Here is a 25,376-nt window from a genome sequence, read left to right on the forward strand (position 1 = left end):
CAAAGGAGAGAAGTCCATGAAATTTCAAGACTTTACCTATGAAAGACCGGATTTCAGCGTTTTTGAAGTGAAATTCAAAGAGCTGCTGGAGCGGTTTAAGGAAGCCGATTCTTTTGCCAGTCAGGATAACAGCATGGAAGCGATCGTGGGGCTGCGCAGCGGCTTGGAGTCGATGGAAGCCATTGCCCGCATTCGGCACAGCGTAGATACGACAGATGAGTTTTATAAGGCCGAGCAGGAGTTTTTTGACGAAATTGAGCCGTTATATCAGGGCTTGATCACGGATTTCTATAGAGCTCTAATCGGTTCCGCCTTCCGGGAGGACCTGGAAACGAAATGGGGCAAGCAGTTGTTCCGAATTGCCTCGCTCTCGCTCAAAACGTTCTCACCGGATATCGTCGACGATTTGGTGCAGGAGAATAAGCTGGCGAGCGAATACTCGAAGCTTCTGGCTTCGGCTAAGCTCGTGTATGCAGGGGAGGAGCGAAACTTATCGCAGCTTGTGCCTTTTCAATTGTCCACAGACCGAAATGTCCGCAAGGAATCGAATGATGTAAAATATAGCTTTTTTATCGAACATGAAGCAAAGCTGGACGAACTGTATGATCAGCTTGTGCATATTCGCACGGCCATCGCGAAGAAATTGGGCTATAACAACTTCGTGGAACTGGCTTACGCCCGGATGAACCGTTCCGATTATACGGCCAAGGATGTGGAGGCATTCCGCAACCAGGTGCTGGAGCACATTGTGCCTGCAGCCTCGAAACTGAAGGAACGTCAGAAAGCGCGGATCGGCGTAGAGGCGCTGCATTATTACGATGACAAGTTCGGCTTCCCGTCAGGGAATGCAACGCCGCAAGGCGATGCCGACTGGATCGTGGAGCAGGCAGCCAAGATGTATGCGGAGCTTTCGCCGGAAACGGATGAATTTTTCACATTCATGCAGGACAATGGATTGATGGATCTCGTGGCGAAGAAAGGGAAGCGCGTAGGCGGTTATTGCTCTTACATCAGTACATATCAAGCGCCATTCATCTTCTCTAACTTTAACGGTACTTCCGGCGACATCGATGTGTTGACGCATGAAGTCGGCCATGCATTCCAGGGTTACAGCTCCCGGGAATTCAAGGTGCCGGAGTATGTGTTTCCAACTCTGGAAGCTTGCGAAATTCACTCCATGAGTATGGAATTTCTGGCGTGGCCATGGATGTCCCTGTTCTTCAAGGAAGAAACGGATAAATATAAGTTCAAGCATTTGAGCGAGTCGCTCTTGTTCATTCCTTACGGCGTCGCGGTGGACGAATTCCAGCACCGGGTCTACGAGCAGCCGGAGCTGACGCCGGCTGAGCGCAAGCTTGTGTGGCGCGAGATTGAGCGCAAATATTTGCCGCACCGCGTGTATGAGGATAACGACTATTTGGAAAGAGGTGGCTTCTGGCAGCAGCAGCCGCATATTTACAAAAGCCCGTTCTATTACATCGACTACACGCTCGCGCAAGTATGTGCGTTTCAGTTCTGGAAGCGGGCTAATGAAGATTCGGAACTGGCTTGGCAGGATTACTTGCGGCTTTGCCGGCAAGGCGGAAGTCTGAGCTTCACCGAGCTCGTTCAGGTAGCGGACCTGATCTCGCCATTCGAAGATGGCTGCGTAGCTTCGGTCATCGGCGAGATCGAGGGTTGGCTGGATCAGATCGACGATAAGAAGCTCTAAATCATCGGCTGAACATGTGTGATTCGCAGGCCGCTGTCGCAATCTTTGCCTGTTTCGTAGGAGCGGTTGCCTAGCGTATCGTGCAGCGCGACGGCATCGGCCTCGGAACCCCGCTGCAGCACTTGAATCGCCGCTTGAACGACGGATTCGCCGTCCTTCATGGCGATATCCCATAAATCCCATACGCTGTACGTGTAGGTTTCATCCAGGGATGTCGGACAATTCCATACGGTGTTGGCTTCGTTCAAATAATCGAGCGGAGCCACGCGTCTGGCATAGACGAGAGGGGCTATTTTACCGAAGGTTAATACACGCTTCATACCCTTGGGGTCGTGGAACAGCCGCTGTGCTTGGATCATATCGCGGTACGCGTCGTTCCAATCTTGTTCCTTGATGCCCGCGGTTAGGTCAGGATAATACCGTGCAGCAGCTTGAATGAGTGCCGGCGCTACGCCGAGAGGCAGTTGCTCGCCGACATAAATTTCTTTCCAAACCGGGGTTTTCCACGTTTGGACGCCAAGCTTGCGCTCGGCGATGAGCGTGTCCATGATGATTTCGAACCGCTGATGGTGCCATTTCTTGAAGCCGGATTTATAGAACACATAAGGGTGCATATTGCGATCCAATATATGATGGGTGAGAAATCCAAGCACATAAACGACAGCCGGATTATACACCCCCCTGCCATGTACTTGGCGAAGCAACTCCTCCAGGAACGGTCCGCAATGCCGCGAATGCATCAGAGAGCCTAACTGGTTCAAGGTTTTATTTTTTTTCCACGGCAGGAAATTGTGATAGAACAAGAAGTCGGGTCCTTGACAGCCAAGCGAGAAAGCATTGCGCAGCTGCTTATCGTTGAGCATATGAGCGTGGCCCAGCTGCTTCATTAATTCTTGCCCGAAGATGAGATGAGTCCAGATGTTTGGCAACGAAGTCTCCTCCTTCAATAGAAATTCGTGAGCATAGTTACATTTTATCATACCCAGACAGCGCCAAGGGCACATTTCGCGAACAATTTAAGACCCAACAGTTCCTATAGCAGGAATAATCTGCAAGTCGTCGAATTCAAAATTAACGGTGATGGAGCCTTCTAACGCTTATACATGATAGGAGATAAACGATGAATAGGTTCAATAATCCGGTGGATGCTAACCGTGCAGATCCTGACAATATTCAGGGGCTGCTTGCAAGTACCGAGCCGTCGTTTGCCGCTGTCTTCGAATTCACAACGATTGGCATGGCTATTATTTCGCTCAACGGTCTGTGGTTAAAAGTCAACGAACGATTAAGCGGCTTGATTGGGTTCCCGGCAGATGAACTCGCGGGTCGGGAGATGCATTCGATTTTCTTGCAGGATGGGGCGGAGAAGCTCCAAGCCCGGTTCGGCCGGCTTGTCGCCGGTGAGGGGAGTTCCTGCCAGCTAGAACTAGACTTGGCGCGTAAAGACGGGCAGCTTGCCCGAGCTGAACTAGTCATCGCGCTCATTCGAGATACGCATAATGAACCTTTATACTTTTTAGCACAAATGAGTCTGCTCGCTCAGCAATCGGATATGCAGCGGAAGCTCGCGGAGAGCGAACAGCGGTATAAGTCGCTGATCGAGCACAATCCGGCAGGGATTCTCACCTGCGATTTGGTCGGAACGATCAAGAGCTTGAACCCGGCTATGGAGCGAATATTGGGCTATAAGGAAGAGGAAATGACCGGCAAGTCGATCAACGAGTTCTGGCGGCAAGAACATCATCCCGAAGACATCGTCGAAAGCATCGTGTCCCAGACGGATAACTATATGCTGCGAGTGAAGCATAAGAACGGTGATTTGATTGAGCTTGGTCTGAAAAATGTGCCGATCATCGTCGACGGAATGAACGAAGGCATCTATGTCATTGCAAGGGACATTACGCAGCATAATCGTGACCGGGAGTCATTAAGAATCGCGCAGCAGGATCTTCACGATACGGTTCGCAGGCAGCAGGGCATGACCATGAAGTTCAGATATATGCAGGGGAAATTCATTCATACCTTATGCGACGGAGAGCTGCTGTATCGGCTTGGATATAAGCCGGCGAACATTCTTGGCAATGATCTCTACGAAATATGGCCGTACCCGATTGCCGCCAACATGGAGCCTTACTACCGCAGAGCATGGAGCGGCGAAGAGAACGTCATGTACGAGTCGACTTTCCGCGGAATTACGTACCTGACATCGCTGCGGCCGATTGTTGAGAATGAACGCGTCGTTGAAGTGATCGGCTCTTGTGTGGACATTACGGAGCGCAAACAGATGGAGACGGAGCTGAGAGGGACGAAGGAACTGCTGGAATCGTTCATCTCCAATACGACCGACGCGATTTGTGTGCTGGATCTGCGATTCCGGGTCGTGTCCGTTAACGTTGCTTACGAGCATATTTTCGGATGGCGGCAGGATGAGCTGCGGGGGAGACGATTGCCGATCTACCCGGACGATCTGGAGGAACAGCGCAAAGAGATGTATGAAATGCTGAAGGCCGGCAAGCAAATTTCCGGGCTGGAGACGGTTCGGATGCGGAAAGACGGCCAAATTGTGCACGTCAGCGTGACGAAGACGCCGATTAATAATGAGAAAGGCGAGATTATCGGGTTCGCCGGCATCACGAGAGATATCACGGAGCGGAAGCGCACGGAGGAATTGCTGCGCAAATCGGATAAGCTATCCGTGGCGGGGCAGCTCGCTGCGGGTCTTGCCCATGAGATCAGGAATCCGCTGACTTCGCTCCGCGGCTTCCTTCAGCTCTTGCAAAGCGATGTGAAAGGGAAGCAGCATTATTTTGACATTATGCTTTCGGAATTGGATCGCATTAATTTCATCGTGAGCGAATTTCTGGTAATTGCCAAGCCTGAGGCTATTCACTATAAGAAGAATGATTTGAGAGACATTCTGCAGACCGTGACGGCCCTGCTGGAAACGCAAGCCGTACTGTGCGATGTGGGGCTGGAGCTGCAATTCGAGTCCGACATTCCGGAGTTGTTCTGTTCGGAGATGCATCTGAAGCAGTTGTTCATTAATCTGGTCAAAAATGCGATGGAAGCAATCCCGAAGGAAGGGCGCATCCGAATCACCGTTTCGATGCAGGGAAGCGATCGGATTCGAATAAGCACGGAAGATAACGGCTGCGGGATTCCGGAGGACAGGCTGAAACAGCTTGGCGAGCCCTTCTATACGACGAAGGAGAAAGGGACAGGACTCGGCCTGATGATGTGCTTCAAAATCGTGGAGGCTCATCAAGGGACGATGACGATCCAAAGCCGCTTAGGCGAAGGCACCGTGATCGACGTGTTACTGCCGGTGCTCCAATCGGGGCAAGGAATGATCGGCGTTTAGCCAGTTATAATGAAAAAACCGCCTTTCCCTGAGGGGAGGCGGTTTATTTGTGTTAGAAGCTGATGCTGAACTCGTAGGATTCTCTGGAATACCACTGGGAAATAGAGGTGTCATGTTCACAGTGAATACGTACTTCATCAGGCGTATATTTGACAATAATCCCGGAAGTCACCTGATAATATACGCCTATATGATCTAATGACCACACATAAACGGGTGTCTTGGTCAGGGCTGCAATAAAAAGCTCTGTATCTGTATCAAGTAGTTTGGTTCCGTAAATCATCTTCACACCTCTGTCTAATTAGTTTGTAAAGTTGCGCTTACTATAGTGACAGTATGAACAAATAAACAATCACGGAAACCTCCAAAACATTTTTTCTAGCGTTTTCATTTTCCTCGAAGTACAATCAAAGTTGTATTTTTGTAAACAGGGACAGGAGAATCAGCGTTCATTTGAGCGAAAACGAAGGTGAACTTACCACGAGAACTAACGAATCCTCACAAGGATCATAAAGGAAAAAAAATAGGGTTTGCAGGACTATAAATTCCTTGTATAATAGGAAAGCTTTGCAAGAATTGACTGTGGGTAAATTATGATCGGGCAGAAGGGGAAAGGGGTCAATGGCTGTGATTGTGGTTGGGGGAATGATCGGTCTCGGTAAAACATCTGTATCCACATTGCTTGGAAAAGAACTCAATTCAAGCGTATTCTATGAGAGTGTAGATGATAATCCGATTTTACCGCTGTTTTACACGTCATCTCCGGAAGAGATTGAGAAGAAACGGTATCCGTTTCTGCTTCAATTGCACTTCCTGAATACAAGATTCAAGGCAATTAAGCAAGCGTTGGTACATAATCGTAATGTGCTGGACAGAAGCATTTATGAGGATTGGTATTTTGCCAAAGTAAACCGGGAATTAGGGCGAATCTCGCAATTGGAATTCGACGTCTATGAAGGGCTCGCGGATAACATGATGGCCGAGCTTGCGGAGCTGCCCAAAAAAGCGCCGGACCTGATGGTGTATTTGAAAGCGTCGTTCGAGACGGTCATGTACCGCATCGGACTTCGGGGACGCAGCTTCGAGCAGGACCAATCCTTGGTAGACTACTACAAGCAGCTGTGGTCCGGGTATGACGACTGGGTGATGAATCATTACCGGGCTTCGGAAGTATTGATCGTGGATATGGACCGCGTGGATGTCGTGAACCGGCCGGAAGACGCAAGAGTGCTGGTCGACCAAGTGCGTGCCAAGCTAGCGGAATTAGCAATCGTTTAATTGAGAAGACCCCCTCTATTCAGAGGGGGTCTTTCGAATTATATAGGAGGTTAACGAAGTTGAAATTGTTAGCATATTTGCGTGAGTTATTTCATATACATATCGAATATTGGCGAAACTACCATTTAATCTGTCGAATTATGAGGAAACACCCATTACGAAGCTATGAAGGGAAAGGTGATCAATATGTTATTTATCGTTTGTTATCAAGGGAAGCCGATGTGCCCGCCGCTGCCGAAGCTGGCCGCCACCGAGAAAATGCAGAAATTGAGCCTTCTTTTTGCCAATCTGGAGCTTGTGGAAGTGCAGCAGGAGAAAGTCGCCAACTAATAGCAACGAAGGATTCTTCTTTCGGCCCCCTTTAGCTCCTTGTTCTGCGGAATAAGGAGTTTTTGACATTCCCGGATTATGGTAAAGTAGATGGAAAAGGTGGATGAGGAGGCCGTCATGGCGCTTGTTACAGCAGGAAGGAAGAAAGCGCTCATCGTCGGAGCGGGCATTGGCGGACTGACGGCGGCGCTGTTTCTGCAGAGAAATGGCTGGGAAACGGTTATTTTCGAGAAAAAAAGCTCGCTGGACAGCCAAGGAGCGGGAATTGTGCTAGCGGCCAACGCGATCCACGTGCTGCAGGAACTCGGTTTGGCCGAGCAGGTGAAGCAGGCCGGCGCTTGCGTGGGTCAAGCCGACATCCGGACATGGGACGGCCGGCCGATCACGGCGGTTCCGGTGAAGCGGCAAGCGGAACTGTACGGAACCTACAGCTATTTGATTCATCGGGCCAAGCTTCAAGCGATACTAGCCGGCCGCCTGCAAGCGGGAACGGCATTGCATCTCCGAAGCACGATGGTTGCCGTTGACCAGGATGAGCATCGGATCACAGCTCGATTCGAGGACGGCACGGCAGAGACCGGTGACGTCCTCATCGGTGCGGACGGCATCCATTCGGCCGTTGTGCGCGAATTGTTCCCTATACGTCCGCTCCGTTATTCGGGTTATACCGCTTTTCGCGGCGTCACGCCGTTCACGGATGCGGAGTACTCGCTGGAGGCTGGCGGCGGGTTCGAATCCTGGGGTAGCGGCAAGCGGTTCGGGTTTTCCCAGCTCGGAGAGGGGCTTGTGTTCTGGTTCGCCGCGATCAATGCGCCGGAAGGGATGGCGGTGCCGGATCGGAAGGACTATGTGCTTCAGCAGTTCGGCGGCTGGCAGAAGCCCATAGAAGCGGTTGTGCGGGCGACCGATTCAGCCTCGATTCTCAGGCATGATATTTATGACTGTGAGCCGCTGGATCATTGGAGCCGGAGCCGGGTTGTGCTGCTGGGAGATGCCGCGCATGCGATGCTGCCTAACTTGGGACAGGGAGGAGCCCAAGCGATGGAGGATGCTTTCGTTCTGGCGGCATGTCTTCAGGAAGCCGAGGAACTCTCGGCGACAGGCATTGCTGCGGCATACCGTGCGTACGAAGGGATCCGGCTGCCTCGCGCCAACCGGGTGCTGCGGCAGTCCCGGCGCATGGCCCGGATGGTCCAGATGCAGCATCCATTCGCGATGAGCATCCGCAATCGAGTGCTGCGATTCGTTCCGGACGCGGTGACGGTGAAGCAGCTGCATTGGCTGCTCGGATATCGCGTATCCACAATAGAAAGGCAGGTTTGATACGCATGGTACGCTTAGAAGTGATTGCCACCTCCTTGGAGGACGCTTTACTGGCGGAAGAAGGCGGAGCGGACAGGATTGAGCTTGTTCGCGATCTGCATGAGGGCGGCTTAACGCCTGATATGGACTTGGCGGCGCAGATAGCACGGGCGGTGTCGATCCCTGTGCATGTGATGATTCGGCCGCACAGCAAGTCGTTTCATATGAATGAAGCGGATATTCGAACGATGTTGAACGACAGCAAGCGGGCTTACCAAGCAGGCGTTTCGGCGCTGGTCTGGGGCGTACTGACGGAGAGGGGAACGATCCATCGTGATGCGCTCGAAACGCTGTTGGCCGCTGCGCCGCTTCCGGTTACGTTTCACCGGGCATTTGACGAGATCGAGCAGCAAGAGGAAGCATTGGGCGTTCTGCTTGCTTATGAGCAGATTCGTTCCGTCCTGACCTCCGGCGGAGCGGCAAGTGCGCTTCATGCCGCAGACCGGTTGAAGGTGCTGGTCGCCTTGACGGCAGGACATTCCTTGCAAGTCATGGCCGGAGCCGGACTTACATTAGCCAGCTTGCAAGATTTTGTGCAAGCGGTGCCGGTGCCGGTCGTGCATTTGGGCACCGGCGTCAGAAGGAACGGGCGAATGGATGAACCGGTGGATGCTTCCAAGGTGCGTGAGGCGAAGAGCATTCTGCAGTCACTCGCTTAAGCGCGCGGTGCGGAAATGAGCGGAAATTATTTTTTGAATTGTATGAAATTCAATAGAATTGCTGGAAAACTCCGAATATAATGGAATAGTAAACTTTGAGAAAAGAGGTGCTGTCCATGTATGATTCTAGCGATATTCAAAACAATAAGGGAATGGCCATCATTGCGTACATCTTGTTTTTCGTCCCGCTTATCGCCGCCAAAGATTCCAAATTTGCCATGTACCACGCCAACCAAGGGCTGACTCTGTTCCTGTGCTGCGTGATCCTGAACGTGGTTCTGGGCATCATTCCGGTGATCGGCTGGATTCTGCTGCCGCTCGTGAATCTGGCGTTGTTCGTGCTTGCGATACTCGGCATTGTCGCCGCGGCGCAAGGTCAAGTTAAACCGCTGCCAATTATTGGCGCATATACGCTTCTGAAGTAAGCTCAAACGTACATAATCGAAAGCAGGCTGCCCATTCCAGGCAGCCTGCTTTTTTTTGACATATAAGAATTTATATGTTTTGGGTTTGGGGTGAGCGAAGCTTCCCCCTTATTTTTGGTATGGTGAAGGTATGGACTCGAACTTACTGAAGCTGAAGCAAATATTTTGGATGAGCATCGACACCGGTGGTCAGCCGCAGGGCGTAACTGGAATTTCTCCCGTTATTCGCGAGAAAATTAGCCCAGTTGTACGAATAAAGGGAATTCCTCCCGTTAATTCGTCCCCATTTCGCGTAAAGGCTGCGAGTACGGGCTGAATAACGGGAGGAATTCCTGTTATTCAGCATTCGAGGATCCGCCAGGCTGCATGTAACAGGAGAAATTCCGTCTATGGGCGGGACTCTCGGTTGAGGCTTGGCTCTATTGGAGGAGCCGTGCTTTTTTGCCGTATGCGGCCTAAGCGTCTACCGCCGCCAGCTCGGCAATTCGATCATTCACATTTCCTGTGAATAGGCCGCCATGGTAGCAAATCACAGACTCGATGTCATACTGGGTAAATTTACGAAGCGAGGCTGCCGCTAATTCGTAGTCCACACAATAGGAGGGGATCGGGCCCATAAGCTGACCATCCGACACGACCAGGGCATCCGCAGCGATCAGTGTTTTGCTAGGGATGTGGTAGAAGCTCAAATGACCGGGCGTATGGCCGGGAGTTTCAATGGCCATGAGACCGCCTCCGTAGGGCAGGTGCTCGCCGTCTTGGATAAGCCCGTGGACGCGGCCTCTCGGAGGATTCTCGAGTGCTGCCCGGAAGGCGGCCCGCCATTCAGGCGACACATGGGCCGGCAGGTTGGCGACCGCCTGGTCGATGGCTTCCGGGGTAACCTTGATCAACCTGTGATCCCCTTCGATATACGGTTTCTCCACTTCACTTGCAAGTACACGAAGTTGCTCCGGAAATTCACTTAGGAATGTCGGCAAACTCCCGATATGATCTATATCCTGATGGGTAATGATAATCGTGTGCAGGTCTTGCAGCGGCACTTGATGCACGTCGAAGGCTTGACGAAACAAGGGGAAAGTTCCGGGATATCCGGTGTCCACCAAGACCGCGCCGTGTTCATCGTGCAGCAATGTCGGGTAGATGACGTCGGTTCTCCCCATGACAGGCACGGCAAGCTCCAACATGTAAATTCCGTTTGCGATTCGCATAGGATCCCTCCAAATATGATCATGAATAGAAAACAACATGGTTATCATACTTAGAGAGGAGGTGTGAAGTCAATAAAATATTTTATTATACCACATTATCAGCATAAAGTCAAGTGAAACTTTCCACCCTGCCCCCCGACAAAATTTTGTCCATTTTTTGATCAACGTGTGAATAAAATATGAACATTTTTTTAAGATTTGTGCTATAATAAATTTATAAGACTTTAACATCTGAGTTTGGAGTGATAATAATGGCGGTTAGAACAGTTTCGGTTAGTAACGTTAACAATGAACGCAGTGAACGTGATGTGTTGCCATTAGTGAAGTTAATGACAATCGCGGCATGGGCTTTGCTTGGCATAGGATTGCTATTAAGCTTAATTAATTTGGATCATTTCAGTGACCGTAACCCTTCATTGATGGTCGGAATTGGTTTCATGGTCGGCAGCGTGCATGTTTATGTGATCCGGACAGCCATTCATTTGGTACACTCCCGGGCAGCATCGAAGACAGAGTGAACAAAACCATTTCATGAATAAAATCAGCCTTTCAGGTGAATAACTTGAAGGGCTTTTTGGTTTTCATGGATTTTCATACTTTGCTTTATTAGTCAACAAACGTTGTGTGACATTTGTTTTACAGTAAAACGTCGATCCTTTGACGTATTTGTTAAGACCTGCTAGCGGCAGTGTACTTTTAAATGAAAATTGATATCTTAGTATTAGATAAAAAAGAGCATCTTAAGTAAATATGGAAAGCACTCTTCAGAAAGTGGTTTGGGAGGTTAATTGGATGAAGAAGAGAAAACTCGTACAAGCTTTGCTGCCGGTCATGATGATCGCCTTCGTCGTTTTACTGGCTGGCTGCAGCGATCAAGCGATGGTGCTGGATCCCAAAGGTCCTGTCGGGGCCGAGCAAAGAGATTTGATTTACATTTCCTCGATACTGTGTGCAATTATCCTTATACCGGTACTTGCGATGACGGCGTGGATCGTCTGGAGGTACCGGGATAAAGAAGGCAATAAGGCTACGTACAAGCCGAATTGGTCTCATAATACGACATTAGAAGTCGTATGGTGGTCGGTGCCGATTATCATCATTGTTACACTGGCCGTGATCACGATTCGATATACGTACGCGTTGGAGCCTTCAAAGGCCCTTAAGTCGGAGAAAGACCCGATCACCATTCAAGTCACATCCTTGGATTGGAAATGGTTGTTCACGTATCCGGAGCTAGGGATCGCTACTGTCAACTATGTGCAGATTCCGGAAGATACGCCGATTAAATTCGAGCTTACGTCGGATGCGCCGATGAATTCGTTCTGGGTTCCGCAGCTTGGCGGACAAATCTACACGATGTCCGGCATGGCCATGACGCTGTATCTGCAGGCCGATGAGATTGGCCATTACTTCGGTACGGGAGCGAATTTCAGCGGAGCTCATTTCGCCGATATGACCTTTGACGTGAATACGACCTCGCGCGCGGATTTTGATGCCTTCGTCGCCAAAACGAAGAGCGTGCCTACCAAGCTGACGATGGAACGTTATGAAGAACTGGCGAAGCCGAGCAAATCGCCTGGGGTTCTATATTTCTCCTCGATCCCTGACGGCTTGTTCGAGAAAATCGTAACGAAATATACGAACGGTCAACCGGCTCACAGCGGTCACGGCGCTTCCAGCTCCGCTGATTCCGCCAAAGATACAGCGAAATCTTCATCATCAGGCACGAATGCCCCAATGAATCATAATCAAATGGATCATAGTCAAATGAACATGACAAAGTGATCGATCGAAAGTTTCATGAAAGGAAGTTATGCTCATGTTGGATACAATCAAACAGTTCGCATCCGAATTTTTCGTAACGGGCGATCCGCTCATCTTGGGTGCACAGGTAAGTATCGGGCTCTCGCTCGTCGCCATCATTTTCGTCTTGAGCTACTTTAGGAAATGGGGCTGGCTCTGGCGGGAGTGGCTGACCAGTGTGGATCATAAACGGATCGGGATCATGTACATCGTCTGTTCGATCCTGATGCTGTTCCGCGGCGGCGTGGACGCCTTGCTGATGCGCTTGCAGCTGGCGATGCCGAATACGGAGTTTCTGCAAGCAGAACACTATAACGCTATTTTCACAACGCATGGTGTCATCATGATTTTGTTCATGGCGATGCCGCTCATGTTCGGTTTATTTAATATCGTCGTTCCTTTGCAAATCGGTGCGAGGGACGTTGCGTATCCGTTCTTGAATTCCCTCAGCTTCTGGCTGTTCTTCTGGGGCGCGATGCTGTTCAACGTCTCGTTCGTTATCGGCGGTTCCCCGGATGCCGGCTGGCTCAGCTATCCGCCGCTCTCAGAGCTTTCGCATAGCCCGGGCGTCGGACAGAACTTCTATATTTGGGGTATTCAAATTTCCGGTATCGGCAGTTTGGCGACAGGGATCAACTTCATTGTAACGATCCTCAAAATGCGTGCTCCAGGCATGACGCTGATGAAAATGCCGATGTTTACGTGGTCCGTTTTATCCAGCTGTATTACGATTATTTTCGCCTTCCCGATCTTGACGGTAACGCTCGCACTCTTGTTCCTGGACCGTTTCTTCGGAGCACATTTCTTCACCCTGGACGGCGGCGGAAATCCGATGATGTATATCAACTTAATCTGGATGTGGGGTCACCCTGAGGTTTACATCGTGGTACTTCCGGCATTCGGGATTTTCTCGGAAATTGTCGCGACATTCTCCAAAAAGAAATTGTTCGGCTATAAATCGATGGTATTCGCCATGTTGATTATTTCCTTACTGTCGTTCTTCACATGGGCGCATCACTTCTTCACCATGGGATCCGGAGCGGACGTCAACGCCTTCTTCGCCATCACGACCATGCTGATCGCCATTCCTACGGGGGCGAAAGTATTTAACTGGCTGTTCACGATGTACCGCGGTAAAATACGTTTCACGACGCCGATGATGTGGACGATTGCGTTCATTCCTTGTTTCGTCGTCGGGGGGATGACCGGGGTCTTGCTGTCGGTTGCGCCGGCTGACTTCCAGTTCCATAACAGCTACTTCCTGATTGCGCATTTCCATCAGGTGCTTATTGGCGGCGTAGCGTTCGGCTACTTCGCAGGCTTATACTACTGGTGGCCGAAAATGTTCGGCTTCAAGCTCAACGAGCACTTGGGCAAATGGGCGTTCTGGCTGTGGAACATCGGTTTCTATGTATGTTTCATGCCGCAATATTTCTTAGGATTAGACGGAATGACACGCCGTACGTACACGTACGATTTCGATATGGGCTGGGGGCCGCTCAACCTGGTGTCCACGATCGGCGGTTTCTTGATGGGGATCGGTTTCTTGTTCCAAGTATGGCAAATCGCTCACTCCATCAAGTTTAGAGAGAAGGACGTGACGGGAGATCCGTGGGATGGCCGGACGCTGGAATGGTCGATTCCTTCACCTGCGCCGCTCTACAACTTCGCCGTTCTTCCGCAAGTGAAAGATGTCGACGACTGGTGGGAAACGAAACAGAAAATGCAAGGCAAAGCGGGTAAACAAGCTCCGGCCGTTTATGAACCGATTCATATGCCGAAAAATTCGGCGATACCATTCATCAAATCGGCATGCTGGTTCTTCGCAGGCTTCGGCTTCGTCTGGGATTGGATGTGGCTGACGATTCCTGCGCTAATCGGTGTCGGAATCTGTATGCTGGCACGTTCGTTCAGTTACGACACGGATTACTACATTCCGGTAGACGAAATAAAACGTACGGAAGCCGCATTGAAAGGAGCGAAAGTCTAATGGCACATGCAGCCGCGCACGGTGAGCAGCACGCTCACGAACACGACCATGAACATGATCACGAATCGCTCAAGACGTTCGGGTTCTGGATCTTCCTGATTACCGACGTTATCTTATTCGGATCTTTATTTGCCACTTATATGGTTCTCCATCAGAATACGAATGGGGGACCGACGCCGGAAGAGCTGTTCAAGATGCCGGGCATTATTGCCGAGACGTTCATCTTGCTTACGTCCTCTTTTACAAGCGGTCTGGCGGTTCTGGGCATGCACAAAGGGAACTTGAAACAGCTGATCGGCTGGTTGGCCGTCACAGCGCTTCTCGGGGCTTCCTTCGTCGGATTAGAAGTAGCTGAGTTTATTAGCATGGTTAATCATGAGGGAGCGACAATCTCGACAAGCGCATTCTTGTCCGCCTTCTTCGCCTTGGTAGGGACTCACGGCATGCACGTGTCGGTCGGTCTGATCTGGATGGTAGGACTGATCCTGCAGCTCAGACGCAGAGGCATTACGGCGGTAACCAAACGGAAAGTGGAAGTGATTTCTTTGTACTGGCATTTCCTTGACGTTGTTTGGATCTTCGTCTTTACAGTCGTTTATTTAATGGGGGTGATGTAAGATGAGTCAGCACCATACGGATTCACACGGCAATCACGGACATGGATCGATGAAATCTTATGTCATCGGCTTCGCGCTATCGATTATTTTGACCATCATACCGCTGGTAGCGGTCATGAACCATATGATGGGCCGCACAGGAACGCTCATTCTGATTCTGCTTATGGCGATTCTGCAGTTCGTCGTGCAATTGTTCTTCTTCATGCATGTGAGAGAAGGCGAGAACGCACGCTGGAATATTATGACGTTGATCTTTGGTTTGATCATTCTCATTACCATCGTCGGCGGTTCGATTTGGATTATGACTTACAACCAAGTGGCACATTAACAGAGGAAAGACGCTCCCATCCGCGGTAATCGCGGACGGAGCGTCTTTTTTTGGTATGATTACGAATTTTTGTGATGGCGTTCTTTCATTTCGCGCTTCTCTTGTTGGACAGCTTTCTCGCCGAACTGCTCCAAGCGAGAAGGGCTGCCGGCTGGACCATTGTTTTTCGGCTTGCTGTTTCTCCCACCCATCGTAATCACCTCCGTGATTCAGCTTGTGCCATTTGGGGGGCGTTCATGCTGGTGCTTTCAGGAAGCACAAAACAGTTGTCACGCCGCTGCCAAACGTGATACATTATGTATCAGAGATACTAAATGTATCGAACATCACGAATGAGACAAGCCAATTTATGGAATGGAGAGGAGCCGAATGATCCGCCACAATCAACGCTTTCGCAACCATCTCGATGACCATCTCATTCATTTGCGCAAAAACTTGTTCATCTCTCCGTCCGATCCGATGTATCACGAGAAAGTGATCCGTTATTTGGATGCGACCTCTCCGGAAGCTCATTTCAAGATCGGGCAAAAATTTCACGGAAAAGGGAATATGAAACGGGCCGTATTTCATTACAAAGAAGTGCTGCGGACGTATCCGTCCCCGTTCTATTCCGCGGCTAACCGGGCCCTGCGTCAGATTGAAGCGGAGCAATCCGCGCATGCGCTTCAACTGCAGCAAGCTTTTCCGGATGAACGCAAGAGGCTTCTGCCGCCATTCCTGAAGACGCTGCTTATCGTCCTGCTTGTGTTGAATGTTCTGATCGTGCTGTTATTTGCCGGCCGGCAGCCTCTCTATAAGACGATCTCGGCGATGAAAGAATGGGGGACAGGGAGTATGATCACGTATGAAACGGTCGACGCCCCGTTCGTTCTGTACATAGCGCCCGAGACGCAGGAGAAAGCAATAGAATCAGAGCTGCACAAGATGGCATTGGAGCTGGCCAAGGAGATGCCGAAGACGAACATCGTCATCTACGGCGTCGTTTCCCTTGACGCTGCGAATCAAGGGAAGACCTTGCTGTTAAGGGATCAACAGCTTGCCGCAAGCGCAATCGTCGTGGCGCAGTATCATCCGGAGACGGACGATGCGGTCCGTATCCGTTTCATGAACGCCGAATTTGAAAAGCACCAACCGCTTAACGCGATTGGTGCTAATTTAGTTCGGACGGCTCTGGAAGCCTACGTCAAGGATCATGGAAGCGCGCCAGAACGTCTGGAGGCGCTGCTTGGCGATTATCCGAACAACTACTTAAGCTTTATTCCACTCGAGGCTTCAACGGGCTCTAACGGCGTTATAACGGCTTATAACGGTCAAGGCGGTTGGGTCTATGATGCCGCTGCGGCTGATCCGGCACGCAGATTTTACGCCAATACCGCTGCAGGACCGAATTGGCCGTACGCACCGGTGCATATAGAGATCAATAAAGCGGCGCACCAGTTAAGATTGGTTAGCGGTGAGTATGTCCTTTGGGACAAAACGATCGGGCTTGGCGCCGATGACCGTACGCCGCAGGGAGATTATATCGTACAGGACCGCGTCAAACAGCCGCGGGGCAGCCATCCCCAAGTCTACGGAGAGGCGGGGCTCGGGCTCGGGTCCATCGCGCTGCACGGCACCTATGATGAAAGCTCGATCGGAGCTAATAAATCGCTGGGCTGCGTCCGGTTGTCGAATGAAGATGTGCAGCAGCTGTTCCCTTGGGTCCCGAAAGGGGCACAAGTGCAGATTCAAGCTTCGGCTTGGAGCTCCGCTAGCTTGCAGCCCGTTGCAGGCGCCGAACGGCTCGTTCCGGCCGTTCGGAACGGGCCGGACGAGTCTCCGGAGCGCGTTGTATTCCACTGGCTTGGATAGCGTGCCGTTATCGTTAATGTCATTACAGAAAAGCAGCCGAAGCACCCTTCCGGGCAGCTTCGGCTGCTTATTTCACTACATTAAGTTCTCCGGATTCAGCTTCTCCAGCTCCGGGATGACGAATCGGCCGTCCTTGCGGATCAGCACATCGTCAAAGTAGATTTCCCCGCCGCCGTATTCCGGACGTTGAATCAGCACCATGTCCCAGTGCACGGAGGACCGGTTCGTGTTATCCGCGGTCTCGTACGCTTGCCCTGGGGTGAAGTGAATGCTGCCGTCAATCTTCTCATCGAATAAAATATCTTTCATCGGATGCTTGATATGCGGATTGACGCCGATTGCGAACTCACCGATATACCTTGCACCGTCATCCGTATCCAGAATGTCGTTCAACTTCTTCGTATCGTTGCTGGTCGCCTCTACGATGCGGCCGTTCTCGAAACGCAGGACGATATTCTCGAAAGAGGTGCCGGAGTAGATCGTCGGCGTGTTATAGGAGATAACGCCGTTCACGGAATCTTTCACGGGAGCCGTGTACACTTCGCCGTCCGGGATATTTCGGCGGCCCGAACAAGGTACGGCGCCGATATTTTTGATGGAGAAGGAGATGTCCGTGCCTTTGGCCACGAGACGAACACGGTCCGTACGGTTCATGAGCTGAACCAACGATTCCATCGCTTCGGCCATTTTGCTGTAGTCCAGATTGCAGACGTTGAAGTAGAAGTCTTCGAATTCCTCCGTGCTTTTGCCGGCAAGCTGGGCCATAGAAGCATTCGGATAGCGCATGACGCACCATTTGGTATTGTTGATGCGCTCGTCGAAGAGAGGGCGCTGGAAATATTTTAAGTACAGTTTCATTTGATCGTCCGGAACGTCCGACGATTCCGTAATATTGTCTCCGCTTCTAACTGCCACATAGGCATCCATCCGCTTCATACGGGCAAGCTCGAAGCCGGCCCACTCGCTGAATTGCTCTTGGGTGCCTTTCATTTGCAAGCTTCTCATGATCATGGGATCGCGCAGCTCAATGAATGGAGTGCCGCCTGCGGCGTATACTTCCTCGATGAAGCATTTCGCGAGCTCCGGATCTTTGACACCGATCATTTCGATCAATATGTTCTCCCCTGGCTGAAGACTTACCGAGTAACGGATAATGTTGCGAGCAAAAGTTTGAAGTCGTGGATCTCTCATGCTTAGGTCTCCCTTAATGGAATATGAATACAAAGAAAGTATATCGTACTGGGCGATCTAAAGCCAATCGTCCCCTGATTTCGTTAATTTTAAAAGGGTATGCTACAATAGAGGACTGGATAAGTGAAGGAAGTCAGACAACAAGAGGAGGACACGGATGGCAAGAGAGCAAATCAAAGTGCCCTTTGGGTACGAACCCCCGCCGCAGAGCCGGAAGGGCACGCTTTTTATATTTGAGACGTTCGAGGACTGGACCGAGGCGGATATTAACGCTTGCACCGCATGGGCGGAAGAGAAGAAGTTCGTTCGGGCCATTTTCTATCCGCAGCATGAAGAAACGCTGCGCAGGATGGAGATTACATGCGAGGAGCCCTATTATGCGCGTGTGAAGCATTTGGAGAGCTTGTTGAAGAGTGCGAATACGACCGTGCAGTTGGATTTGGACACATGGGAAGGCAAACGGAAGAAATATACGCCCATGGACACGTCGCTTCATTTTTTAACGGATAAATCCCCGGGACCTTATTTCTTATGCCTTAGCGACCGTTATGCCAATCAATTCGTCACCTATCCTTCCTTCAAGGAATGGATTCGAAAATTGAGACTTTATATCAACGAGCAGTTTCATGTTCCGCTGAGCAGCAGGCTGGACGAATATGCAGGACGTTGGGAAACCGTTTGTTTCGGACATGACAGCTCCAACTAGACTTTCGTCCAATAAATTAACCATATTAATTATGGTCATCGTCGTGGCTGGGATGAGTCAAGGCATGCTCATGCCGCTGCTGACGATTCTGCTGGACCGCTCCGGCGTTTCTGCGGATACGAACGGCGTGAACGCCGCTGCGCTCTACATCGGCATCTTCTCCACGATGTTCTTCATTGAGAAGCCGGTGCGGCGCTTCGGATATAAGCCGGTCATTGTGACCGGCATGGGGTTGATCATCACGGCGACGTGTTTGTTCCCTGCCTGGCAGCAGCTGGGGTTCTGGTTCGTCTTGCGGCTGCTCGTAGGCATTGGGGACAGTGCGCTTCATTATGCCACGCAATTGTGGATCGTCTCGTCCAGTCCCGCGGAGCGCCGGGGGCGCAACATTTCGTTATACGGGATGGCTTACGGAATTGGCTTCAGCTTAGGCCCTATCGGCATAACGCTGCTTAAAGCAGGGATTTGGGTGCCGTTCTTAACGACAAGCGGCTTCTTCCTGGTCGTCCTCATGCTGCTGCTGAAACTGCCGAATGAGCGGCCGGAGCACGGCGAACGCATGGAAGCCGTGCATAAGCGCGCTACCAAAGTGATGGCTCTCGCTTGGTTTCCGCTGACGACTTCACTGCTGTTCGGATACATGGAATCGTCCATGAACAGCAACTTTCCGCTCTATGGCCTGCGGGTCGGCCTTGCAGAGCACGAAATCGGCATACTGCTGCCCATCATCGGCGTCGGCAGTCTCATCATGCAGCTGCCGCTGGGCATCTGGAGCGATCGTATCGGCAGGAAGAAGATTCTGATCGCCGCCGGTTTGACCGGAGCCGCAGCCTTTCTCTGCATGCCGTTCGCCGGGGATAGCCTATGGGGCATCGGCCTCTTATTCGGCCTTGCCGGAGGCATGGTCGGTTCGTTTTTCTCGCTGGGACTTGCCTATGCGGCGGATATTTTGCCGAAGCATCTGCTGCCTACGGCGAATGTTTTGGCTTCGATACAGTATAGCATCGGAAGTATAGCGGGACCGCTCATTGGCGGCATGGCCATTCGCTATACGAGTGTAACCAGCATTTTTTATGTACTCGGATTCATTTATATCGTTTTTGCGCTTTCCGGACTTCGATTTCGTCGTGTTCAAGCCGGTCGAGAACAAGCCGAATCATAAACAAAAGACACTCCAGCCTTGAGCAAGGCGGAGTGTCTTTGCGTTTAGCCGATTTCGTAGCTGGCCGCTTGATCGGTCATGTATCGTTCCGTCAGGATCGTCAGCATGGAGATGCCGATTTGATTCTCGCCGCCCTCAGGAATGATAATGTCCGCATATTTCTTGGACGGTTCAATGAATGCATCGTGCATCGGCTTCACAGTCGTCAAGTACTGATCGAAGACCGATTGCAGCGTCCGTCCGCGCTCGTTAATGTCCCGGGAAAGCCGGCGCAGAATGCGCACATCCGGATCCGTATCGACGAACACTTTGATGTTCAGGGCGCTGCGCAGCTCTTCGTCGGTTAACACGTGAATGCCTTCCAGCAGCACAATCGGCTTGACCTCAATCCGAATCGTCTCTGATGAACGGGCATGCTGCGAGAAATCATAGACCGGGATATGGACGGGATTGCCGTTCTTTAATTCGTTCAGATGCTTAAGCAGCAACTCATTCTCGAACGCCCGAGGGTGGTCGTAATTGATGCGCTCACGTTCTTCGAACGACAGACCGCTATGATGAAGATAATAATTATCCTGCGATATTAGAGTTACGTTCGTGGAGCCCAGCTTGTTGATGATCGATCTGGCCACTGTTGTTTTTCCTGAACCGGTACCTCCGGCAATTCCGATAACGAGCATGAAATGTAGTGCCTCCCCAAGTAACTTGAAAACCTTCCCCAGTAGTTTAACATATTGTCCGTACAAAAAGAAAAAGCGATCGAAATTCGATCACCTTTTGCATAGGAGCAGCCTTATCGGATTTGTTTCGGCGTGTGAAACTTGACATGATTGGCATCGAGATCCTGGGAAGCCTGGATCAGCTGCTCCATCGTCTGCTTGATCTGCTGTCCGTATTGTTCATTGTTATAAACTTCAAGCTGAGCATGCGCGTCATTAACCTTGTGCTTGGCTTGTACAAGAGCCGCCTGTGCGGATTGGATTTCGCTAGGATTGGCCGTAGTAATAGCCCGCTGAAGTCTATGCTCGGCTTCTTGGGCTGCGAGCATGGCGTGATCGGCCGCGTCAACGGCATGTTGGACCTGCATCGAAAACTCACGGGTGTCGGTCATAGGGGAGAGCCTCCTTGGGATCAAGTGTTGAAGATGAATAGCGACTTTACTACATTGCGCCAAATGCGGGGAAATCATTCCTCAATCGGGAAATGAAATTATTTCCTGGGGAAGCGCAAAATACGAGCGTTCTCAAGAAAATTCGACAGTAATAGTCTGAAAATTTGGAATACAGATACTATTGCGTCGAATAAGGACTTTATTCCTAAAATATAAGTAGACAAACCGTATGAATATTCATAAGCTAGAGAGGATGGCTTTTTTTGACATGAAAAGACAAATAGGGTCTAAATAGGGGATGAAATGATGAAGATTTGTCAAAGCTTGTGTCTCGCCGCCGCGCTTGCTCTCGTAATTTCCGGCTGCGGGACATCGAAGAAGACGGCGGCGCCGGCTAGCGCATTTACACCGACTTTGGAGGTTAGCGCAACGGTTAACGGCGACTCGGCGACTCTACAGTTTACTACGGACCTCAAGTTGTCCAAGGAGCACTACGATCATCAACGCGTACAAGGGGAAGGGCATGTCCATGTCTCCTTGGATAAAGGGGAGAAGATCGTCGTAACGGATAAAGAGAAGGTACTGGAGCATCTCAGCAAAGGACCGCATGAAGTTTTGGTATCTCTGCATAACAACGACCATACGCCTTATAACGTTAGTAAGACAATAACGTTCGATGTGAAATAGGAGCGGCCCGCCAATGTCACTCCCTCGTAAAAGAATGAGCCTGCAGAAGAGAATTGTATTTCTGATTACCTCCGTTACCGTGGTCATGATTTCCACGATGATGGTTTTCGACACGATGAGCCTTAACCGTTCCATCAAAGAAGCATACGTCAGTCAAATCAGCGGCATGACGATCGCCATCAACGGGCGTTATGAAGAATCGCGGTCGATTTCCGACGTACAGCAGATATTTGACTACATAGAATACAAGAACGACCGTGTCATCGAGATGAAACTGTACAACAAAGAGGGCACGATCCTCGCGGCTTCCAACCGCTCGGAAGTCGGCCGCAAGCTGCCGGCATCATCCGTGGTCATTCCGAATCAGGATCAAACGATTGTCGACCGCCTGCCGATTGAGGAGAATGACCGACCGGTCGTCCGTCTGACCGCACCGCTGCAGGAAGACGGACTCGTCGTCGGCGCGGTGGAAGTTATATTCGACTCCTCGGAGGAAACGGCGCTGCTGGAGAAGCGTACGAAGCTTATTCTCATTGTCGGCATCTCCATTGCGGTGATTTTATCTGTGTTACTCTGGTTAATTTTGCGCAGGATCGTTATTCGTCCGTTAAGCCGGCTTCGGGAAGCCGCTGTGATCGTGAAGCAGGGCGGCGAGCTGCCGAAGCTGCAGTTCCGGACGTCGCCGGAGATTGCCGAAGTCTCGGAAGCTTTCAACGATATGGTCAACAATCTGGATGAACGCTATATGGAGCTGCAGCAGGCGCTGCATACCCTGCAGATCACCCAAGATCAATTGGTCCAATCGGAGAAAATGGGGGCACTAGGCAACCTTGTGGCCGGCGTCTCCCATGAGATCAATACGCCGATAGGAATCGGGGTTACCGCGGTAACGTATTTGGATCAAAAGACGAAAGATTTCCGCAGCTTATATGCAACCGGCAAAATGAAAAAGTCGGATTTGGAGCAGTTTCTTACCGTTCTGGAAGAAACGAACGCTATGATACAATCCAATTTGGAGCGCGCCTCCTCCTTGGTTCGAAGCTTCAAGCAAATTTCGGTCGACCAGAGCGTTGAAGTGAAGCGTACCTTTCATTTGCTCGAATACTTGGAAGGGATTATCGCCAGTCTAAAGCCGTCACTTAAGAAATCGCGCCTGCGTGTGGAGGTTTATGGCGATAGTCACGTGAATTTGTATACATATCCAGGGGCTTTATCGCAAATCATCACGAATTTGGTGATGAATTCACTGAATCATGCTTATGCACCGGAAGAAGAAGGTACTTTGAGCGTCCGGGTCAGCGAAGAGGCGGATCACATTCAGCTAGCCTATTCGGATGATGGCAAAGGCATGACGCAGGCCGTGCTGGATCAGATTTTCGACCCGTTCTTTACGACTAGCCGCGGCAAAGGTGGGACCGGGTTAGGGATGAATATCGTCTATAACCTTGTCACCCAATCGTTGAACGGTACCATTCAATGTTTCAGCACACTTGGGCAGGGAAGCTTATTTATGATCACGATTCCGAAAGAGGAGGAGTCAGAAGGATGACTAGACAGGATGGGTTATTGGACCAGGATGAGCTTCTATTCGCCGATGAAGAAGAGATCCTCCATGTAAGCGAGATGACCGTTGAACAAGATCCTTGGATTGTCTTAATCGTCGATGATGACAAGCAAGTCCATCAAGTAACGAAGATGGTTCTGCAGGATTTTGAATTTGACGGCAGAATGCTGGAGTTTCACAGTGCCTATTCGGCAGCGGAAGCGAAACTGATTTTACAGCAACAGCCCGATGCGGCACTGGTTCTGCTGGATGTCGTGATGGAGCAGGAAGATGCCGGGCTCCAGGTTGTCAGATATATACGCGAACAATTGAAAAATACGTCCATACGCATCATTCTCCGAACCGGACAGCCAGGACAAGCGCCTGAGCGCACCGTCATCATGGATTATGACATTAACGATTACAAGGAGAAGACGGAGCTTACGACTCAGAAGCTGTTCACTACGGTCGTAACGGCGCTGCGGTCTTACCGGGATTTGCGAACGATCGAGAAGAGCAGAGCCGGTCTTGAGGAAATCATTAAGTCTTCCGCCACGTTATTCGAGCTGCAATCAATGAAGAAATTCGCTTCCGGCGTATTGACGCAGATGACTTCGATCGTCAATCTGCACAAAAATGCGCTGCATTGCTCCTTCGCCGTAACGAAGGGCGTTGAAGATATCTACATACTGGCGGCTAGCGGCGATTACGCGTCCAATGAGGACGAGCGGGCGCGGGATGTCGTGCCGGCGAACGTGCTGGAGGAGATCGAGACGGCTTTCCTCACGAAGAAGAGCTCTTTCGCGCCGGATCGCTTCGTGATTTATTTCCAAAGCAAAATGGGGATGGAGAACGTCATCTACATGAATGGCTTCAAGTCGCTAAGCGAGTGGGAGAAGTATTTGATCGACATCTATTGCGCGAATGTTTCCGTCGCGTTTGAAAATATTTATTTGAACGAAGAGCTCGAGAGCACGCAGCAGGAAATTATTTATACGATGGGGGAAATCACCGAAACGCGATCCCGGGAAACAGGGCATCATGTGAAGCGGGTCGCGGAATATTCCAGCTTGCTTGCCAAGAAATACGGGTTGTCCGATCAGGAGGCTGAGGTCATTCGGCTCGCTTCTCCGATGCATGACGTCGGCAAGGTAGGGATTCCGGATGCGATCCTGAACAAGCCGGGGGCGCTGACCAAGGAAGAATTCGATATTATGAAAACCCATTCGAATCTCGGTTACGAAATGTTGAAGCACTCGAACAAGCAGGTGCTGAATGCGGCGGCGATCATCGCGCAGCAGCATCATGAGCGGTTCGACGGCACCGGCTATCCGCAAGGGCTGCAAGGCGAGCAGATTCATCTCTATGGACGTATCGCGGCGCTTGCGGACGTCTTTGACGCTTTGTGCAGTGATCGCGTGTACAAGAAAGCTTGGGAGCTTGACCGTGTACTCGAGCTGTTGAGAACGGAACGCGGGCGTCACTTCGATCCCGTAATTGTAGATCTGTTCCTGGAGCATTTGGATGAGTTCCTGGCGATCAAGGAGCTTTATAAGGAACAACGTTAATGTCATTAATCGATGGCCGGGCGCAACCGTGCGGATTTGAATCGAAGCATAGATAAAGCAATTTGTAGGCTGTCCCATGGGGGCAGCTTTTTTTGTATGCCTCCCCCACAAGCTCCAGCATCGCACGCATCATCAGCACCAAGGAAATACAGTTCGCTATTTCACCCAAATCCACCCATTCTGCGAATGAAGAGGAAATACGATTCGCTATTGAGCGGTTTGCCACTGAAATTGAAGGAACAACGGCGAGATAAGGTCTTACATTTCCGCATCCTCCCCCAAAATTCCCTCTCAGGCTGAAATAAGGAATCGTATTTCCGCTAACTGCTGGTGAGGGGTAGCATGTCTACCCCCACAAGCTCCAGCGTCGCACGCATCATCAGCGCAAAGGAAATACAGTTCGCTATTTCACCCAAATCCCCCCATTCTGCGAATGAAGAGGAAATACGATTCGCTAATGAGCGGTTTGCCACTGAAATTGA

The 25,376-nt window shown here is 50.8% G+C and carries 25 protein-coding genes; 18 read left to right on the forward strand and 7 right to left on the reverse strand.

Annotated elements, in window-relative coordinates; genetic code table 11:
* Positions 1-16: 16 nt before the first annotated feature.
* On the forward strand, positions 17-1,711 hold the full coding sequence (locus J2X61_RS20520; protein WP_274468451.1) for a M3 family oligoendopeptidase: 1,695 nt from the start codon (positions 17-19) through the stop codon (positions 1,709-1,711).
* On the opposite strand, the gene J2X61_RS20525 is transcribed toward J2X61_RS20520, so the two are convergent.
* Positions 1,708-2,640 (reverse strand): zinc dependent phospholipase C family protein, encoded by a 933-nt coding sequence (locus tag J2X61_RS20525; RefSeq protein ID WP_310190109.1) that lies wholly within the window; start codon positions 2,638-2,640, stop codon positions 1,708-1,710. The two genes, J2X61_RS20520 and J2X61_RS20525, sit on opposite strands and share 4 nt — an antisense overlap.
* 191 nt (positions 2,641-2,831) lie before the next feature.
* On the opposite strand from J2X61_RS20525, the gene J2X61_RS20530 reads away from it, so the two are divergent.
* The gene (locus J2X61_RS20530) at positions 2,832-5,072 is read left to right on the forward strand and encodes a PAS domain S-box protein (protein ID WP_310190110.1); all 2,241 of its coding nucleotides are present in this window, start codon (positions 2,832-2,834) and stop codon (positions 5,070-5,072) included.
* 52 nt (positions 5,073-5,124) lie between these two features.
* Here the strand turns inward: J2X61_RS20530 and J2X61_RS20535 are convergent, their stop codons facing one another.
* The gene (locus tag J2X61_RS20535) at positions 5,125-5,355 is read right to left on the reverse strand and encodes a hypothetical protein (protein WP_274468456.1); all 231 of its coding nucleotides are present in this window, start codon (positions 5,353-5,355) and stop codon (positions 5,125-5,127) included.
* Between the two features lie 338 nt (positions 5,356-5,693).
* Here J2X61_RS20535 and J2X61_RS20540 point away from each other — a divergent pair, with 338 nt between their 5' ends.
* The 5 genes from J2X61_RS20540 to J2X61_RS20560 all read left to right on the forward strand — a co-directional run bounded on the left by J2X61_RS20540 (position 5,694) and on the right by J2X61_RS20560 (position 9,126).
* Complete coding sequence (locus tag J2X61_RS20540) at positions 5,694-6,350, forward strand: deoxynucleoside kinase (protein WP_274468457.1); 657 nt, start codon at positions 5,694-5,696, stop codon at positions 6,348-6,350.
* 177 nt (positions 6,351-6,527) lie between these two features.
* A complete protein-coding gene (locus J2X61_RS20545) occupies positions 6,528-6,680 on the forward strand; it encodes a hypothetical protein (RefSeq protein WP_310190112.1) in 153 nt (50 codons plus the stop codon).
* Between the two features lie 90 nt (positions 6,681-6,770).
* Positions 6,771-8,003 carry an FAD-dependent monooxygenase gene (locus tag J2X61_RS20550; protein ID WP_310190113.1) on the forward strand — a complete coding sequence of 411 codons (1,233 nt, stop codon included), beginning with the start codon at positions 6,771-6,773 and terminating at the stop codon, positions 8,001-8,003.
* Between the two features lie 5 nt (positions 8,004-8,008).
* Positions 8,009-8,701: a copper homeostasis protein CutC gene (locus J2X61_RS20555; RefSeq protein ID WP_310190115.1), complete on the forward strand. Its 693-nt coding sequence runs from the start codon at positions 8,009-8,011 to the stop codon at positions 8,699-8,701.
* A gap of 116 nt (positions 8,702-8,817) precedes the next feature.
* A complete protein-coding gene (locus tag J2X61_RS20560) occupies positions 8,818-9,126 on the forward strand; it encodes a DUF4870 domain-containing protein (RefSeq protein WP_274468463.1) in 309 nt (102 codons plus the stop codon).
* A 455-nt stretch (positions 9,127-9,581) separates the two neighbouring features.
* Here J2X61_RS20560 and J2X61_RS20565 read toward each other — a convergent pair whose 3' ends face one another.
* Positions 9,582-10,337: an MBL fold metallo-hydrolase gene (locus J2X61_RS20565; protein ID WP_310190117.1), complete on the reverse strand. Its 756-nt coding sequence runs from the start codon at positions 10,335-10,337 to the stop codon at positions 9,582-9,584.
* A gap of 251 nt (positions 10,338-10,588) precedes the next feature.
* Between J2X61_RS20565 and J2X61_RS20570 the strand changes: the two genes are divergently transcribed.
* From J2X61_RS20570 to cyoD, 5 genes are all read left to right on the forward strand, one after another.
* Positions 10,589-10,855, forward strand: a complete 267-nt coding sequence (locus J2X61_RS20570; protein WP_274468466.1) for a hypothetical protein — start codon at positions 10,589-10,591, stop codon at positions 10,853-10,855.
* Between the two features lie 274 nt (positions 10,856-11,129).
* On the forward strand, positions 11,130-12,122 hold the full coding sequence (gene cyoA, locus J2X61_RS20575) for a ubiquinol oxidase subunit II (RefSeq protein ID WP_274468467.1): 993 nt from the start codon (positions 11,130-11,132) through the stop codon (positions 12,120-12,122).
* A gap of 34 nt (positions 12,123-12,156) precedes the next feature.
* The gene (locus J2X61_RS20580) at positions 12,157-14,130 is read left to right on the forward strand and encodes a cbb3-type cytochrome c oxidase subunit I (RefSeq protein WP_274468469.1); all 1,974 of its coding nucleotides are present in this window, start codon (positions 12,157-12,159) and stop codon (positions 14,128-14,130) included.
* Entirely contained in the window at positions 14,130-14,747 is a 618-nt protein-coding gene (gene cyoC, locus J2X61_RS20585) for a cytochrome o ubiquinol oxidase subunit III (protein WP_274468470.1), read from the forward strand. Before J2X61_RS20580 ends, cyoC begins: the two co-directional genes overlap by 1 nt.
* 1 nt (position 14,748) lies before the next feature.
* Positions 14,749-15,075, forward strand: coding sequence for a cytochrome o ubiquinol oxidase subunit IV (gene cyoD / locus J2X61_RS20590; protein ID WP_274468471.1), 327 nt, complete (start codon positions 14,749-14,751; stop codon positions 15,073-15,075).
* Between the two features lie 59 nt (positions 15,076-15,134).
* On the opposite strand, the gene J2X61_RS20595 is transcribed toward cyoD, so the two are convergent.
* Complete coding sequence (locus tag J2X61_RS20595; RefSeq protein WP_274468473.1) at positions 15,135-15,266, reverse strand: hypothetical protein; 132 nt, start codon at positions 15,264-15,266, stop codon at positions 15,135-15,137.
* A gap of 178 nt (positions 15,267-15,444) precedes the next feature.
* Here J2X61_RS20595 and J2X61_RS20600 point away from each other — a divergent pair, with 178 nt between their 5' ends.
* Positions 15,445-16,926, forward strand: coding sequence for a L,D-transpeptidase (locus J2X61_RS20600; RefSeq protein WP_274468475.1), 1,482 nt, complete (start codon positions 15,445-15,447; stop codon positions 16,924-16,926).
* A 75-nt stretch (positions 16,927-17,001) separates the two neighbouring features.
* Here J2X61_RS20600 and J2X61_RS20605 read toward each other — a convergent pair whose 3' ends face one another.
* Positions 17,002-18,117 (reverse strand): aminopeptidase, encoded by a 1,116-nt coding sequence (locus J2X61_RS20605; protein ID WP_274468477.1) that lies wholly within the window; start codon positions 18,115-18,117, stop codon positions 17,002-17,004.
* A gap of 157 nt (positions 18,118-18,274) precedes the next feature.
* On the opposite strand from J2X61_RS20605, the gene J2X61_RS20610 reads away from it, so the two are divergent.
* Together J2X61_RS20610 and J2X61_RS20615 are read left to right on the forward strand one after the other, a co-directional pair.
* Positions 18,275-18,823: a hypothetical protein gene (locus J2X61_RS20610; protein ID WP_274468478.1), complete on the forward strand. Its 549-nt coding sequence runs from the start codon at positions 18,275-18,277 to the stop codon at positions 18,821-18,823.
* The gene (locus J2X61_RS20615) at positions 18,807-19,985 is read left to right on the forward strand and encodes an MFS transporter (protein ID WP_310190121.1); all 1,179 of its coding nucleotides are present in this window, start codon (positions 18,807-18,809) and stop codon (positions 19,983-19,985) included. Before J2X61_RS20610 ends, J2X61_RS20615 begins: the two co-directional genes overlap by 17 nt.
* A gap of 44 nt (positions 19,986-20,029) precedes the next feature.
* Here the strand turns inward: J2X61_RS20615 and udk are convergent, their stop codons facing one another.
* Complete coding sequence (gene udk, locus J2X61_RS20620; RefSeq protein WP_274468481.1) at positions 20,030-20,665, reverse strand: uridine kinase; 636 nt, start codon at positions 20,663-20,665, stop codon at positions 20,030-20,032.
* Between the two features lie 113 nt (positions 20,666-20,778).
* Positions 20,779-21,096 (reverse strand): hypothetical protein, encoded by a 318-nt coding sequence (locus tag J2X61_RS20625; protein ID WP_274468483.1) that lies wholly within the window; start codon positions 21,094-21,096, stop codon positions 20,779-20,781.
* Positions 21,097-21,402: 306 nt separating this feature from the next.
* Between J2X61_RS20625 and J2X61_RS20630 the strand changes: the two genes are divergently transcribed.
* The 3 genes from J2X61_RS20630 to J2X61_RS20640 are packed head-to-tail and all read left to right on the forward strand — an operon-like array spanning position 21,403 to position 24,894.
* Complete coding sequence (locus J2X61_RS20630) at positions 21,403-21,783, forward strand: hypothetical protein (RefSeq protein WP_310190123.1); 381 nt, start codon at positions 21,403-21,405, stop codon at positions 21,781-21,783.
* 13 nt (positions 21,784-21,796) lie between these two features.
* Positions 21,797-23,332 carry a sensor histidine kinase gene (locus J2X61_RS20635; RefSeq protein ID WP_274468485.1) on the forward strand — a complete coding sequence of 512 codons (1,536 nt, stop codon included), beginning with the start codon at positions 21,797-21,799 and terminating at the stop codon, positions 23,330-23,332.
* Positions 23,329-24,894 carry a DUF3369 domain-containing protein gene (locus tag J2X61_RS20640; RefSeq protein WP_310190125.1) on the forward strand — a complete coding sequence of 522 codons (1,566 nt, stop codon included), beginning with the start codon at positions 23,329-23,331 and terminating at the stop codon, positions 24,892-24,894. Before J2X61_RS20635 ends, J2X61_RS20640 begins: the two co-directional genes overlap by 4 nt.
* The last annotated feature ends 482 nt before the right edge of the window (positions 24,895-25,376 follow it).

The organism is Bacillus sp. 3255, from assembly GCF_031456485.1.
GTDB lineage: Bacteria > Bacillota > Bacilli > Paenibacillales > NBRC-103111 > Paenibacillus_E.